Annotated in this window: 18 protein-coding genes; 8 read left to right on the forward strand and 10 right to left on the reverse strand. The window is 69.0% G+C overall.

The window, feature by feature from the left end; genetic code table 11:
* Window positions 1–222 precede the first annotated feature (222 nt).
* The 7 genes from ACFYY8_RS06130 to ACFYY8_RS06160 all read left to right on the forward strand — a co-directional run bounded on the left by ACFYY8_RS06130 (window position 223) and on the right by ACFYY8_RS06160 (window position 5,498).
* Window positions 223–1,218, forward strand: coding sequence for an ATP-binding cassette domain-containing protein (locus tag ACFYY8_RS06130; protein ID WP_362916769.1), 996 nt, complete (start codon window positions 223–225; stop codon window positions 1,216–1,218).
* Entirely contained in the window at window positions 1,215–1,871 is a 657-nt protein-coding gene (locus ACFYY8_RS06135) for a methionine ABC transporter permease (RefSeq protein ID WP_390037669.1), read from the forward strand. Before ACFYY8_RS06130 ends, ACFYY8_RS06135 begins: the two co-directional genes overlap by 4 nt.
* A 70-nt stretch (window positions 1,872–1,941) precedes the next feature.
* A complete protein-coding gene (locus ACFYY8_RS06140; RefSeq protein WP_390037671.1) occupies window positions 1,942–2,793 on the forward strand; it encodes a MetQ/NlpA family ABC transporter substrate-binding protein in 852 nt (283 codons plus the stop codon).
* Window positions 2,794–2,871: 78 nt separating this feature from the next.
* Entirely contained in the window at window positions 2,872–3,090 is a 219-nt protein-coding gene (locus tag ACFYY8_RS06145) for a hypothetical protein (RefSeq protein WP_352009246.1), read from the forward strand.
* Between the two features lie 156 nt (window positions 3,091–3,246).
* On the forward strand, window positions 3,247–3,414 hold the full coding sequence (locus ACFYY8_RS06150) for a hypothetical protein (RefSeq protein WP_352009247.1): 168 nt from the start codon (window positions 3,247–3,249) through the stop codon (window positions 3,412–3,414).
* Between the two features lie 93 nt (window positions 3,415–3,507).
* Window positions 3,508–4,284 (forward strand): DUF732 domain-containing protein, encoded by a 777-nt coding sequence (locus tag ACFYY8_RS06155; protein ID WP_390037674.1) that lies wholly within the window; start codon window positions 3,508–3,510, stop codon window positions 4,282–4,284.
* Between the two features lie 446 nt (window positions 4,285–4,730).
* Window positions 4,731–5,498 (forward strand): DUF6585 family protein, encoded by a 768-nt coding sequence (locus ACFYY8_RS06160; RefSeq protein ID WP_390037676.1) that lies wholly within the window; start codon window positions 4,731–4,733, stop codon window positions 5,496–5,498.
* Between the two features lie 591 nt (window positions 5,499–6,089).
* Here ACFYY8_RS06160 and ACFYY8_RS06165 read toward each other — a convergent pair.
* The 4 genes from ACFYY8_RS06165 to ACFYY8_RS06180 all read right to left on the reverse strand — a co-directional run bounded on the left by ACFYY8_RS06165 (window position 6,090) and on the right by ACFYY8_RS06180 (window position 8,110).
* Window positions 6,090–6,326 carry a hypothetical protein gene (locus ACFYY8_RS06165; RefSeq protein ID WP_390037678.1) on the reverse strand — a complete coding sequence of 79 codons (237 nt, stop codon included), beginning with the start codon at window positions 6,324–6,326 and terminating at the stop codon, window positions 6,090–6,092.
* 220 nt (window positions 6,327–6,546) lie between these two features.
* A complete protein-coding gene (locus ACFYY8_RS06170) occupies window positions 6,547–7,395 on the reverse strand; it encodes a helix-turn-helix domain-containing protein (RefSeq protein WP_390037679.1) in 849 nt (282 codons plus the stop codon).
* Window positions 7,392–7,910 (reverse strand): DUF6879 family protein, encoded by a 519-nt coding sequence (locus tag ACFYY8_RS06175; RefSeq protein ID WP_390037680.1) that lies wholly within the window; start codon window positions 7,908–7,910, stop codon window positions 7,392–7,394. The genes ACFYY8_RS06170 and ACFYY8_RS06175 overlap by 4 nt, the downstream gene beginning before the upstream one ends.
* Window positions 7,911–7,912: 2 nt before the next feature.
* Window positions 7,913–8,110, reverse strand: coding sequence for a hypothetical protein (locus ACFYY8_RS06180; protein WP_390037681.1), 198 nt, complete (start codon window positions 8,108–8,110; stop codon window positions 7,913–7,915).
* A 225-nt stretch (window positions 8,111–8,335) separates the two neighbouring features.
* On the opposite strand from ACFYY8_RS06180, the gene ACFYY8_RS06185 reads away from it, so the two are divergent.
* On the forward strand, window positions 8,336–8,734 hold the full coding sequence (locus ACFYY8_RS06185) for a hypothetical protein (RefSeq protein ID WP_390037683.1): 399 nt from the start codon (window positions 8,336–8,338) through the stop codon (window positions 8,732–8,734).
* Here the strand turns inward: ACFYY8_RS06185 and ACFYY8_RS06190 are convergent.
* The 6 genes from ACFYY8_RS06190 to ACFYY8_RS06215 all read right to left on the reverse strand — a co-directional run bounded on the left by ACFYY8_RS06190 (window position 8,713) and on the right by ACFYY8_RS06215 (window position 12,990).
* Window positions 8,713–8,907: a hypothetical protein gene (locus ACFYY8_RS06190; RefSeq protein WP_390037685.1), complete on the reverse strand. Its 195-nt coding sequence runs from the start codon at window positions 8,905–8,907 to the stop codon at window positions 8,713–8,715. The two genes, ACFYY8_RS06185 and ACFYY8_RS06190, sit on opposite strands and share 22 nt — an antisense overlap.
* 104 nt (window positions 8,908–9,011) lie before the next feature.
* On the reverse strand, window positions 9,012–9,293 hold the full coding sequence (locus ACFYY8_RS06195) for a hypothetical protein (protein ID WP_390037687.1): 282 nt from the start codon (window positions 9,291–9,293) through the stop codon (window positions 9,012–9,014).
* Between the two features lie 56 nt (window positions 9,294–9,349).
* Complete coding sequence (locus ACFYY8_RS06200; RefSeq protein ID WP_390037689.1) at window positions 9,350–10,093, reverse strand: N-acetylmuramoyl-L-alanine amidase; 744 nt, start codon at window positions 10,091–10,093, stop codon at window positions 9,350–9,352.
* Between the two features lie 2 nt (window positions 10,094–10,095).
* Complete coding sequence (locus tag ACFYY8_RS06205) at window positions 10,096–10,437, reverse strand: hypothetical protein (protein ID WP_390037691.1); 342 nt, start codon at window positions 10,435–10,437, stop codon at window positions 10,096–10,098.
* Between the two features lie 325 nt (window positions 10,438–10,762).
* On the reverse strand, window positions 10,763–11,173 hold the full coding sequence (locus ACFYY8_RS06210) for a hypothetical protein (RefSeq protein ID WP_390037693.1): 411 nt from the start codon (window positions 11,171–11,173) through the stop codon (window positions 10,763–10,765).
* Complete coding sequence (locus ACFYY8_RS06215) at window positions 11,170–12,990, reverse strand: hypothetical protein (protein ID WP_390037695.1); 1,821 nt, start codon at window positions 12,988–12,990, stop codon at window positions 11,170–11,172. Before ACFYY8_RS06215 ends, ACFYY8_RS06210 begins: the two co-directional genes overlap by 4 nt.
* Window positions 12,991–12,993 lie beyond the last annotated feature (3 nt).

Genomic DNA, 12,993 nt, shown 5'->3' on the forward strand with positions numbered 1-12,993 from the left:
CGAAATGCCCCACATGTGTGTTCCAAGCTGTATGCGCTTCAAGCACTAGCTTCGCCCGCCCGTCCTCACGAAGGCCCCGAGACCATGACCTGCCCCGCGGACCATCTCGTCCTGCGCCGCCTGTGCCACCTGCCCTTCAACCCCGGCACGCGCTAGCCGCCCTCCCCGCCGTGGAACCCGCCGTAGAACCTTTCGAGGACCCGTTCATGTTGGGGAACAGCTGTGATTGATGTGTCAGGCCTGCGCAAGGTCTACCGTGACCGGGGCCGTGAGGTGACCGCCGTGGAGCGCGTCGACCTCCACGTCCGCGAGGGCGAGATCTTCGGCGTGCTCGGCCAGAGCGGAGCGGGCAAGAGCACCCTGCTGCGCTGCGTCAACCTCCTCGAACGCCCGACAGAGGGCACCGTGACCGTGGCGGGACAGGAGCTGACCGCGCTCGGGGAGGCCCGGCTGCGCCGGGCCAGGCAGCGGATCGGCATGGTCCACCAGCACTTCGCTCTGCTGTCCTCCCGCACGGTCGCGGGCAACGTGGCCTTCCCCCTAGAGGTCATGGGCACTGGCAGGGCCGAACGCGCCAGGCGGGTGACCGAGCTGCTCGAACTGGTCGGGCTCGCGGACAAGGCGAAGGCCCACCCCGCCCAGCTCTCCGGCGGCCAGAAACAGCGCGTCGGCATCGCCAGGGCACTGGCGGGCAACCCCGCCGTGCTGCTGTCCGACGAGGCGACCTCCGCGCTCGACCCGGGCACGACCCAGTCGATCCTGGCCCTGCTCAAGAGCCTCAACCGGGAGCTCGGCCTGACGATCCTGCTGATCACCCACGAGATGAACGTCGTCAAGACGATCTGCGACTCGGCCGCCATCATGCGCCACGGCAGGATCGAGGAGTCGGGGACCATCCCCGAACTGCTGGCCACGCCGGGGTCCAGGCTCGCCGCCGAACTGTTCCCCCTGCCCCCCGCGGAGCCGGGCGACGTCACGATCACCTTCACCGGGCAGGCCGACGAGCCCGTGGTCTCCCAGGTGGCGCGCACGTTCGACGTCGACGTCAACATCCTCGGCGGAGCGCTGGAGAAGGTCGCCGGGCTGTCCACGGGGCGCCTGCGCCTGCGCCTGGGCGGCGCCCAGCGCGCCGAGGCCCTCGCCTACCTGACCGGTCGCGGCCTGCTGGTCGAGGAGAGCCCGGTGAACGCGCCCGTAACGCTGGAGGAGAAGGCATGACCTGGGATGAGATGGCGCCCCTGCTGTGGGAGAACACCTGGCAGACCGTCCAGATGGTCCTGTGGTCGACCCTGTTCACCGCGCTGCTCGGCCTGCCGCTCGGCGTCGCCCTCGTCGTCACCGACCGAGGCGGGCTGTTCCCCTCCTGGCCGCTGAACCGCGTGCTCGCGCTGGTCGTCAACGTCGGGCGCTCACTGCCGTTCATCATCCTGATGATCGCGGTGATCCCGCTGACCCGGATGATCGTGGGCACGACCATCGGCACCGCCGCGACCGTCGTCCCCCTCACCCTGGGCGCGGCGCCGTTCTTCGCCAGGCTGGTGGAGACCTCGCTGCGTGAGGTGGGCTCCGACAAGGTGCAGGCGGCCCACGCGATGGGCGCCAGCCGTACGACGATCATCGGCAAGGTCCTGCTCCCCGAGGCGATGCCGGGCCTGGTCGCGGGGCTCACGGTGACCGTGGTCGCGCTGATCTCCTACTCGGCGATGGCCGGGGCGATCGGCGGCGGCGGGCTCGGCGACCTGGCGATCCGCTACGGCTACCAGCGTTTCGAGACCACCCTCATGGTGGTCACCGTCGTGGTGCTGGTCGTCATCGTCCAGCTCGTGCAGACCCTGGGCGACACCGTCGCCCGCCGCCTGCAACGCGGCTGATCCCTCCACTCCCCCCGGGACCCCGTCACAAGCGGGAGCCCTGGTTTTCCACACCCAAAAGGAGCGCACAATGCGTAAATTCATAGGAATCGCCTCCGCCGTCACGGCCCTGGTCGTCTCGCTGGCGGCCTGCGGCTCCTCCGGGCCCGCCGCGGACGCCGGAGCCGCCGGGGCCAAGGATCCGTCCAGTCCCGCGGCCGAGGTGCTCAAGGTCGGCGCCAGCCCCGTCCCGCACGCGCAGATCCTGAAGTTCGTCAAGGACAAGCTCGCCGCGAAGGAGGGCCTGAACCTGGAGATCGTCGAGTTCACCGACTACGTCCAGCCGAACGTGCAGCTCAGCGAGGGGCGGCTCGGCGCCAACTTCTTCCAGCACAAGCCCTACCTGGACGACTTCAACGCCTCCAAGGGCACCAAGCTGGTCTTCCTGCAGCCGGTCCACCTGGAGCCGCTCGGCCTCTACTCCAAGAAGATCACCAAGCTTGGTGACCTGCCGCAGAACGGGACCGTGGCCGTGCCCAACGACGCGACCAACCTCGGCCGGGCGCTGAAGCTGCTCGCCGACAACGGCGTGATCACCCTCAAGGAGGGGGCGGGCACCGCCGCGACGGAGCGCGACGTCACCGGCAACCCCAAGAGCCTGAAGTTCCAGCCGCTCGAGGCCGCGCAGCTGCCCCGCTCCCTTGAGGACGTGGACGCCGCCGTCATCAACGGCAACTACGCCCTTGAGGCGGGCCTCAACCCCGCGCAGAACGCGCTGGTGCTGGAGAAGGCCCAGGACAACCCCTACGTCAACGGCCTGGTGGTCGCCGAGGGACACGAGCAGGACCCGCAGGTGGTCAAGCTCGCCAAGCTGCTGGCCGGTCCCGAGGTGAAGCAGTTCATCGAGCAGACCTACAAGGGGGCGGTCATCCCCGCCAACTGACCCGGGTGAAGGCGGGAGCCCACGGGCTCCCGCCTGGGTATGGACCCCGGTAGGAACGAAACTGCAGCGGGGGACGCCATGACCACGTACACCCTGTCGATCGTCGAGGGGGACGCCGGGGAGAAGGGGGAGGACATCTTCTCGCCGGACTCCCCGGTCACCTTCGACGACCTGGGGATCGGCATCCTGATGTGGCTGACCGAGCACGGATACGAGGAGCCGGGCAGGAAGGTCGTGGTGACCCCGGCCGGTGAGGTGCCGCTCGGCGCGCTCGCCTCCCGGGACGTCGACCTCTGAGGGCTTGAAGGCGCTGTGACCTCTGCGGCCCTTGAGCTCACGGTTGCGACGCCGTACGGCACGGCGCGGACGATCGGCGGGACACGGTTCCGGATCGCTCTGCCGGGGCAGGTGACGGGTCCGAGGTGCCGGACGTCTACCCGGAGGGATCTCGACATGACGCAATCCCAGCCCCCTGCCTGCAGGACATGCGGCGCGCTGGTGGAACACCCGGGCCGCCACCGTGAGTGGCACGAGGTCCTCGAACGTCTCGTGCCCGGCCTGGGCGCCGAGCTGGACAGGGCGCACGGACCGGGAAGGACCGGCGAGGGCTTCACCTTCTGACCGTCCCCGGCGGCTGTCTCTTTTGTGCATCTATCGCCGGTATTCCCGGGCATTCTCCGGCGAAATGTCAGAGGTACGCCGTATGGTGCGCACGTGCATCCTCCGCAGCAGCCGTATCCACAGGACGGGCCCCAGCCGTATCCGCAGGGTGGGCCCCAGCAGTGGCCGCCGGCGCCGCCCCAACCGCCGTACCAGCCGCAGCAGGGCCCCTACCAGCAGGGGCCGCAGCAGGGCTCACCGTACGGCCAGCAGCCGACGGCGCCGTACCCCCAGCAGGGGCCGCAGCAGGGCTGGCAGCAGCCTCCTCCCATGGGACCTCCTCCCGGCTGGCAGCCGGGCCCGCCCCCGCCGCCCTCGGGGGGCGGCGGCAAGGGGGTCGTGATCGCCGTGGTCGCCGTGGTGGCGGTCCTGATCGTCGCGGCCGGTGGCGCGGTCTACCTCTTCAACCGGAACAGCGGCTCCTCGGTCGCGCTGGTCACGAACGCCCCCGAGACCCCCAGGCCGACCAAGTCGTCCCTGTCCACGGACGAGCCGTCCCCCGACTCCACGGACGAGTCCTCCTCCGACGACCCCGACGAGGGCGAGCCGACCCCGACCGCGTCCTCCTCCTTCTCCTTCTCCCAGGACGAGAAGGAGGACCTGTTCCTGAAGACCGTGCGGCAGCGCAAGGAGCTGAGCGGCGTCGCCTCCAGCAGGCTGGTGCAGCTCGGCAAGGACGTCTGCGGTGCGCTCGACACCGGCAAGAACCTCATCCAGGTCACGCTGAGCAGCCCGGTCACCGACGAGTTCGGCGCCGAGACGTCCGGTTACATCGCGGGCGCGGCCGTCGTCCTGCTGTGCCCCGAGCACCGGGCCAAACTGCCGAAGTAACACGACGACCATCCGCCCGCGCCGCGGCCGTCCGGGGACCGGTACGGCGAGCGGCGAGGCGGTGCGGACATGACGCCGGGCACCGATCGCGGTGCCCGGCGTCGCGTTTGCGGCCGGTCCGGAACATCTCGTGACCGGGCCTCTCCGGGGCCGTCGGCAGGAGAGCGCGGGAAATGGCCGGCCATTTCCGCTGGTCTTCGTCAATGACGGTTGGGCGTCCGTAAAGGAATCCGGGCCCGTGTCGTTCACGGATTCGTCGTTCCCGCGACTCCCCCTGTTCGGCCAATTGGATTTTCGTTCTCGTCCGAGTGGGCGGCGAACGGCACCTGGGCGCCGAGGCCACAGGGATGGCATCGTTTTCTTTCTCCCGGCCACGCGAACTCAGTGAATTCGTGGCCAAATAGAAGGAGAAGTGTCGATGGCATGATTTTGGGAGGAGAATTCTGGTGCCGGATTACCCGCCGAAAATCATCGAGATCGTCGATGAGACCGGGCTGGGCGAGATTGTTGACTGTTTCCGCCAGTCGGTCCTGGCGGAAGCGGGAATTGTCGTCGTTCTTACGCTCCTCGGAGCACCGGGGATTCTGATCGGTGACGACGTCGGGAGGGCGATGGGCGCCGTGGCCCTCGGGCTGGCCCTGCTCTGCGTCCCGCCCCTCTGGCTGAAGGCCCGCAGGCGGTTGTACCTGTGCTCCAACGGGCTGCTGCTCACGACGGGGGACGCCGTCCTGAAGCGTCTGATCGTCTGGGAGGACGTGGCCTACGTACGGAAGTGGACGACCCGGGTCTACCAACGCGGCGGTTCCCAGGACGTCGAGCGGTGCATCCTGACGCTGAAGAACGGCGGGAAGCTGAACCTGGCCAGACCTCCCTACGCCCGGGATGAGGAGCTCACGGCGGCCATCGAGCACTACATGCTGGAGATCGGCTATCCGCGCAGGGTGACGGAAATCGCCGAAACGGGCAGCTCGACCTTCGGTCCGATCACTGTCACCGCCGAGGGCGTGCGCGACGGCGACCGGCTCGTGCGCTGGTCGGAGATCACCGGCCTCGAACGCGCACGAGTGCGATTACGTATCTGGACCGGCTTCGGCAGACCGGCCATCTCCCGCCAGGTCAGAACGATCCCCGATGTGGCGGTGCTGGTGGCTCTCGTGGCGGAGGGCGTGGAGCGGCATCGACTTCACCGGCAGGCGCCTTCGGCGGACGCCTAGGACGACGGGCCCCTCACACGGGCACCGGCTTCCGGGACGCGTCTCCAGGAGCCGGCCGACGGTTCCCGGCCCGCCCCGGAGGTCTCATCCGGGGCGGGCCGATGCGATCGTCCGGGACGCGGGCCGGGCCGGGCTCGATCACGTTCCGGCCGCCGGGAGCCTTCCTGACGGCCGGAAAGACAACAAAGAGGGTTAAGGCTGGGCGGCCTGTTACTCGATCGGTCACCTGTACGCGCCCGATCCGGATGTGTTTTTCCATGATCTTTCCTCCGGCCGACCGCCTCTGAGCACGGCGGATAAAGGGGGCGTGAGAGAAGGGAGGGGGCTCCGATCATCCTCTTAACCTGGTCTTACGTGCAACCCACCTATGCGCTGCGCATCGTATCACCTGGTCGTCTTCCACCTATGCGCGAAAAAGTTAAGCGGTCTTTCCGCACTTAACTCAGGCGCAAAAAGGTGCGACCCCCCATGCAGCATCACCTGCACGGGGGGCCGCATGAGGCGCCCGCAGGGGTCTCCCCTCCAGAAGAGCCCGGGGCGCCGGGCCCGGCTCCTGGCAAGCGACGACAGGAAACCGGGGGTCTGAGTGGGTCAGTCGGACGCGGGCTTGTGAAAGGTGTCCGACGACTGCGAGCACGTGCTGTAGCCGCCCTTGGTCGCCCACAGGTCACCCCACGCCGAGGTGATGCGGGCGATGCGCTGACCGCAGTGCTCACAGTCCTTCGCGTTGTGGGCGGTCTCCGGGTCGACGCGGGCCCGGTAGGAGTTCGCCGGGTCGTACGGGCCGAGCAGGAGCCGCCGTCTTTTCTGGTCGTCGCCCCGGCTCATCGGGGCTCACCCGGCACGGACCCGGGGGAGGCGGGGATGGGCCACATGGTCACGATCCCCCATGGGGCGTGGATGGCCGGCCACCGCTGGTCGGTCGGGGCCGGGGGCTCCGGGAGGTCGCGGGTACGGTGTCGTCGCCGTGGGGTGTGGGGGTGCTGGAGGTCATCGCCCATGGTCAGGACGCTACGGCTGCACGGATCCCAGCCTGAAGGATGTTGCTTCAGATTTCTTCAAGATCAGCAACAGCGCGGGCGATCACCTCCCGGGCCTTCGCGCCGTACACCGCCAGGGCCGTGAGCCGGTCGAACGCCTTCTCGTACACGGCCACCTCGTGGCGCTGCTGCAGCGCAAGCTCGGCCGTGTACGTCGCCACCGTGACCGACCGGCCGTCGTAGATGGTGAACCCGTTGTTCCTCGGCACCGTGTACGGCGCGGCCAACGGCAGCACGCCGAGGCTGACGCGCGGCATCCGGGCCGCCTCCACCAACCGGGCCAACTGCGCGCGCATCACCTCAACGTCCCCGACCCTGGTGTGCAGCGCGGTCTCACCGATCAGCAGCAGGAACCGGCGGTCCCCGTGCGTGAGGACACGCTGCGCGTCCATCCGGGCCTGGACCCCAGCCTCGACATCGTCCGGGATCCCGTGGAAGTCGATGACGGTGGCCAGGATCTCGCGGGCATAATCGGCCGTCTGCAACAGCCCGGGGACGACCGCGGGCTCCCACACCCGGAACAGGACGGTTCGTTCGTAGGCGCTGATGTTGGCCTGCTGGCGCCGCTTCGTCCCGGTGCTCAGCGTCCGACGCCAGTCCACGTACTGCGCGTCGAGCTGCCGGAGCGCAGCCACCAGGTCGGGAATCTCGCTGGGCGCCCGGCAGGCGATGCACCAGTCCCGCACGTCCGCCTCGGCCGGGACCTGCTTCCCATGCTCCAGCTTCGAGACCTTCGACGGCCCCCACCCACACGCCTCGGCAAGCTGACGACCGGTCAGGCCCGCGTCCCGCCGGATGTCACGCAGACGGATCCCGAGGGCCTGCAGGGCTTGCTTGCCGAGGAGCGGAGGGGTCACAGGGTCGCGGCGAACTCGTCGAGCGGCTGGGCGTGCTGCCAGGCCAGGTCCCGCCACGCCAGGTGCCGGCCGACGACCTCGGGATCGGTGACGAGCTCGGCCCCGGTGAACGTGTCGTCGGTGGCGTGGAAGTGCAGCCTTATGAGCTGGGTTTCGTCGAGGAGCCACGCGTCGTACGGCTTCACGCCGAGTTGCTCGGCGGCCGCCCGGTCGAGGTACCGGATGTCCTCCCCGGCCTGAACGTTCAGCCGGCCGATGTGGATGCCGTACCGGGTGTAGTCCGACACCGGGACGGACACGATCCGCACCCGCCGCCAGGATTTCCCCGCGGCCCGGTCTGCACGGACCTTCTCCAGCCACCCCTGGTGCCACGCGTAGTCGTCCGCCTCCCCGGCCTCCCACTTCCGGTACGGCTCCCGGCCCACCGTGCTGTTGTAGCGGTCGCGCAGCTCGAACCGAAACGCCTCCCGGGTGAACCCGGCCAGGAGGGCGCCGAGTTCGGCCTCAGACAGCATGGTCACCTCTTGTCGAAGAACTGGACGAGCTCCCGGGGGATCTCGACGAGCGTCTCGTCGGCGCCCAGGTTCACCACGTCCCCCAACGCGCTGGGGTCATCGACGATCCGCCCCTGGACGACGAAGGTGTCGCGGTCCGTCGCGTAGACGGCCGGGCAGGTGCCTTGCTCGCTGTTCGTACCAAGAAACCGCAGACGCATGGATGCCCTCCAGTTGCTGGAAATTTCTCGATCACCGCTGTGATCGTCTGCCTGAGGAGGCGCCGAGTCAAGACGGACGCGCGGGAAGCCACGAAGGGCCCGCGCGAAACGTGACAAAAACCTAAAAAAGCGCCGAATGAAATGCGCGGGTCAGAAGAAGAAGGCACACTCAGTCGCGGCCGATCAATCGCGGCTTCCCCTCTTTCCCTTTCCCTGGGAGGCGCTATGTCCACGAATGACGAAACGCGTGAATTCCCGCTCGCGCACATCCTGACCGTCACCACGAACTGTCAGCTGGTCCCGGCCATCAGCGAACTCAGCCCCCTGCTCAGCTTCATGGCAGGTGAGGCGCTGTCGAACGTACAGCTGGGCCGGGTCGCGAAGGAATCCGCCGGGCCGATCCTGGAACAGCACCCGCAGCTGCGGGAGGTGACGATTCCCGCCTGGATCAATACGGGCAGCCAGGAAGTCGTGGACGCGTGGGTGGCCGGTCTCAGCGCGAAGTACGGGGCCATGCTGCCGCTCACCCCGCTGGCCAAGGTGGATCACACCTCGATCGATCCGGTGGAGGAGGTGCTCATGATCCTGGAACAGAAAGGCGGTCAGGCGACATCGCCCCGGTAGTACCACACCGCCCGATCCCCATCCGGAAGCGGCTCATACACGGCCCGGGACACCCACCCGGGCACGACCAGATAGGCGCCAGGATCATCATCGATCTCCTGGCCGGGTAGAAGGCCACCGTCCAGCGGGCCGCCGATCAGCCGCACGTCTGTCATTTTCATGGCGTCCAGCATGACGAAAAAAGCCCCCGCTCGCCCTCACATGGAGGACGAGCGGGGGCTCGCGTCCCACCCTTCGCCACGGGTGAGGCCACGGTACGCCTACGGAGCCGAAACGGCTACAGGGTGTGCAGGGGCCGATCCGAGTGCGTGCCTCGCGCGGTCGCCTGGTAGGTCGGCAGCTTCGTGGATCCGAGCAGGACGCCGATGATCGGCCAACGCCGCTGCAGAGTGGACACCACCACCTGGTAGAGGGTGACGCACGCACCGCCGACGGCCAGGATCAGGCCGGTCGCCTCCGCCGGGTCGAGGGTGAGGCCCTTGGTGGCGAGCCACGCGATGAGGGACCCTACGGCGGCCGGGACCGCGGTACGAATCCAGGACAAGATGAGGTCGTTCACAGTGTTCCTCCGTGGGAGGTCATGGCCGCCGCGGTGACGGCCAGGGGCGGGGTGAGTTACCGGACACCGGCCCGCCACGTCGCCGGGCCGACGATGCCGTCGTCGACCAGGCGGTGGGTCCGTTGGAACGCGCGCGTCGCCGCGCGGCTCTTCGCGCCGTAGTAGCCGTCGATCCGCACCGGGAAGTTCGCTCGGGTGAGCGCGGCCTGCCAGGTGCGGACATCCTGGCCGGATATGAGCGGCGCCCCGGTGACGTACTTGAGGAGGCGGCCCGGCCACGGCGGCGGCCCGTCCTCCTGCCCGGCGAGGAGCCGCTTCGCGCGGGCGATGATCTCTCGCTTCTGCGCGACGATTCGCGCGCCGGGACAGGCCAGGTGGCCGCCCCACGCCGCACCACCCATCCCGTGATGGCCGAGACCCCGGCCGTCCGGGGTGGTGGCCACCTGGAGTGGGACGCCGTGCTCCTGATGGGCCCAGGCGAGGATGCGGGCGCACGCGTCGAGCTGCTCGTCGGTGAGGACGTCCCCGCCGCGGCCCTCGTTCTCGACCGAGATCCATGACCGGTTGCCAGCGCCTTGCGCCCACGCCCGATCCCGGGTGTCGACCCACTGGCGGAGCTCGCCCGCCCGGCTGGTGCCGAAGTGGCTCGACGCGTCCGCGGCAGGGTTCCGGAACCAGCTGTCGGTGCCGCTGAGGGTTCCGGCCATGATGTGCAGCACCACGCCACGCACCTCGACCTGGCCGTGCCGGGTGTAGTTGATGGGGATCGGGCGCCACTGCGCGCCGGGCATCCTGGCCATGGTCATACCTCCGGAGGGAAGTCGGGGGTGGTGAGGGCGTGCTCGATCTGCCGGACGGTCCGCTCGACCCGATCCACCGCGTCGCGCGCCGAGGAGCCGCCGTTCGGCCGAAGCTGAGCGTCGACCACCTCGACGCGTGCCTCGATCGTCTCGGTGCGTGCCTCGATCGCCTCCAGGCGCGCCATCACGCCCGGCCTGGCCGGAACCCCGGGCCTGGCGGGCTCCCCTTGCCAGTCGTCCAGCCAGTCGTGCAGCCGCTTGATGACGGCCAGGAGCCGCACGACGACGGTCGCGCCCCCGGCCAGGATGGCCAGGGCTGCGCAGACGGCAAGGATCTCGGTCACTCGGTGGGCTCCGTTCAGAGGGGATGACGGGTCGCACGGATCCGTCACAACGGTGGTAGGCGGGTTGACGTGCAGGAACGCGCGGATGCCAGGGTGGCCGTGACGGATGACAGGTTCCGCCGCGTTCCCCCCTCACGCGTACGCGTGCGCGCGCACGTAAGGCGATAACAGGAGAGGAACTGTCATCTGTCATCGGAGATGGCCCCGGGAAGGTATTTCGCCAGGTCAGACGGTGTGAAATGTCGATGACAGATCTGTCACCGGGGGTGGGAAGGCGCCCGCGCATCCCTCGGAAGCGCACCCTCCACACGGGCGCCTTCCCGGCTCAGGGGGACGGCCACAGAGGGATCACAGCACCCTTGTTGATCACGTCCCGGAGGCAGACCTGCAACATGGCCGCGTCCGCTCGCAACGCGTTGTAGTTCGCTGCGGTGGGTGCGCTGCCGATCGACGCCGGGCTGGTGAAGGAAGTCGGGTACTGCGGTGTGGTCGTCTGGACGATTCCGAGGGGCCGGGAAGTACCTGAGGAGTCCACGGCCCTCACCATCGACCCGTCGAAGATGAGGTTGGCGCCGCTCCCCGGCGTGGACGCGCTGCCCGTCGGCAAGTTGAAAGGCCCGCTGGCCTTCCCGACCGTCAGGCCCGGGCCGGACCGCTGGGCGGCCTCCAGGCGCTCGATGCGCTTCAGCAGGTCCTGGATGATGCGGGACAGGTCCGTGCCGTACAGGTCTGTCATGTGGCCTCGCTTTCCAGGATGAGCTGCACGATGTCCTTGCCGATGCCCTTCTCGGACGGGGTGACGGCGATGCCGATGATGCGCTCCGACGCGTCGTACCCGGCGCCCCCGTCGACGCGTTCGTGCCAGACGTTGGTCATGACCTGCCGGGCGAGGTCGCCCAGCGAGTTCATGGTCAGGGAGGAGTGGCGGCCGAGGATGACGGTCACGGACCGCACCCATACGGCGCCGCCCGCCCTCGCCGCCCAGTAGTCCGCGTACGCGTTCAGCGTGCCGACGTCGGTGCTCTGGGTGGGGTGGTCCACCAGGTGGTCGATGCGCGGCCACCCCGCCGCACGGTGCGGCGTCGTCTTCGTCGTCGAGTAGACCGGGGTGCGGTCCTCCGTCGCGTCCCCCTCAGGGGTGCCGCCGCGTACGTCCCAGTCGGTACCGCCTCGGAGGGCGTCGATGTCGATCGACCACTGGTCAATCTCGCCGCCGTGCGGGCTCTCGGTGAACACGTGCACCGTGTTGCTGACGATCTTCGGGGCGCCCCAGACCCAGGTCGACGTGACTCCGTCCGGCCCGACCTCCTCGGTGAGGGTGTACTCGAACCCGTCGCTGGTCTTGGCGTACTCCTGGACGGCGCGGCCGTACGACGTCCCGGAGTCCGGCTTCACCTCCAGAGGCCGGGATCCACCGCCCGTGCCGCCCTGCAGCTGCAAGTCGATGTTGGCTCCGGGCTGCGCCTGAGCGTGCGTGAGCAGGGAGCGGGCGTTGGCGATCTGGTTGCCCGAGTAGGTGAGGGTCGTGCGGACGCGGACGGAGAAGAAGTACGAGTCCAAGGTGCTGGCGCGCAGCTGCACGGAGACCTTCCCGTCCCGCCCCCGTGAGATCCGGGCCCCGTGCAGCCAGTATCGGCCGGCCAAGACTCCGTCGCGCCAGATCCTGATTTCGATCCGGCCCGGACCCGTGGTGAGGTCGGAGCGGGTGAGGGGGATGACGCGCCGCACGGCCTGGGCGACCCGGGCGTTGGGGACCGGCAGCGTCCCAGAGAAAGCGCCCGCCTCGCTGATCCTCTTGTCGTACGTCACGCCCTGCGGGTACAGGTCATCGCGGTACTCGCCAGTCAGGAAGTCGTGCGCCGTATACCTGTAGAGCGCAGACCCCCTGCCCGGAGTGAACGCCGGGGGCGGCGGGGTCTCCGGCACGATCGCCCCGGCCTGGATTACCAGCGTGTACGTTACCCAGGCCGTCACGCTCTTCGACGGGTCGACCTGCATCTCCGGCAGGGAGGCGCTGGACAGCATGGTGCGGGCGCCGCACCACGACGACATGAAAACCGCGTCGGCCTGCCGTGTCAGGTACCCGGCGCCGCCTGACCACGACGGGGCAGGAGGAAACACCGAACACCCGGCGGCATACCGAACCTCCGCCCCGCCGGCGGCTCCGGGGGAGGCGTCCGGACACCACACTCCGAAGAACGTGCTTGTCTGGCTCCAGGAATCCGAGACCAGGAGCATGCCTGCGGGGGTGGCGCCGCGCATGTGCAGGATTGTGCACGTCGCCTCGGTGCTGTCCTCCAGGGTGATCTGGTAGGACGAAGGGTTGGTGGGACCTGCCGCCTGCGTGAAGACGTACGTGTGCAGCGGATACTCAGCCTGGTCGTCTTGCAGATTCCACGGGGTGCCGCCCGTGATGGACGGCGCCTCGTCTGACCCGTACACGGTGATGATGGCGACGAGCAGGTCCCCGGCTTGGATGCCGGTGGGGGCGTCGGCCAGGTCGTACGGACCGTAGATCTCGGTGACACGCATGGACCGGGGGTCGGCGGACACGAC

Source organism: Streptosporangium sp. NPDC001559, from assembly GCF_042893955.1.
Lineage (GTDB): Bacteria > Actinomycetota > Actinomycetes > Streptosporangiales > Streptosporangiaceae > Streptosporangium.

Coding starts and splice junctions, on each gene's coding strand:
- ACFYY8_RS06135 (WP_390037669.1), top strand. CDS start 1,215: ATGACCTGGGATGAGATGGCGCCCCTGCTGTGGGAGAACACCTGGCAG.
- ACFYY8_RS06140 (WP_390037671.1), top strand. CDS start 1,942: ATGCGTAAATTCATAGGAATCGCCTCCGCCGTCACGGCCCTGGTCGTC.
- ACFYY8_RS06145 (WP_352009246.1), top strand. CDS start 2,872: ATGACCACGTACACCCTGTCGATCGTCGAGGGGGACGCCGGGGAGAAG.
- ACFYY8_RS06150 (WP_352009247.1), top strand. CDS start 3,247: ATGACGCAATCCCAGCCCCCTGCCTGCAGGACATGCGGCGCGCTGGTG.
- ACFYY8_RS06165 (WP_390037678.1), bottom strand. CDS start 6,326: ATGAGCCGGGGCGACGACCAGAAAAGACGGCGGCTCCTGCTCGGCCCG.
- ACFYY8_RS06175 (WP_390037680.1), bottom strand. CDS start 7,910: ATGCTGTCTGAGGCCGAACTCGGCGCCCTCCTGGCCGGGTTCACCCGG.
- ACFYY8_RS06180 (WP_390037681.1), bottom strand. CDS start 8,110: ATGCGTCTGCGGTTTCTTGGTACGAACAGCGAGCAAGGCACCTGCCCG.
- ACFYY8_RS06185 (WP_390037683.1), top strand. CDS start 8,336: ATGTCCACGAATGACGAAACGCGTGAATTCCCGCTCGCGCACATCCTG.
- ACFYY8_RS06190 (WP_390037685.1), bottom strand. CDS start 8,907: ATGCTGGACGCCATGAAAATGACAGACGTGCGGCTGATCGGCGGCCCG.
- ACFYY8_RS06200 (WP_390037689.1), bottom strand. CDS start 10,093: ATGGCCAGGATGCCCGGCGCGCAGTGGCGCCCGATCCCCATCAACTAC.
- ACFYY8_RS06210 (WP_390037693.1), bottom strand. CDS start 11,173: ATGACAGACCTGTACGGCACGGACCTGTCCCGCATCATCCAGGACCTG.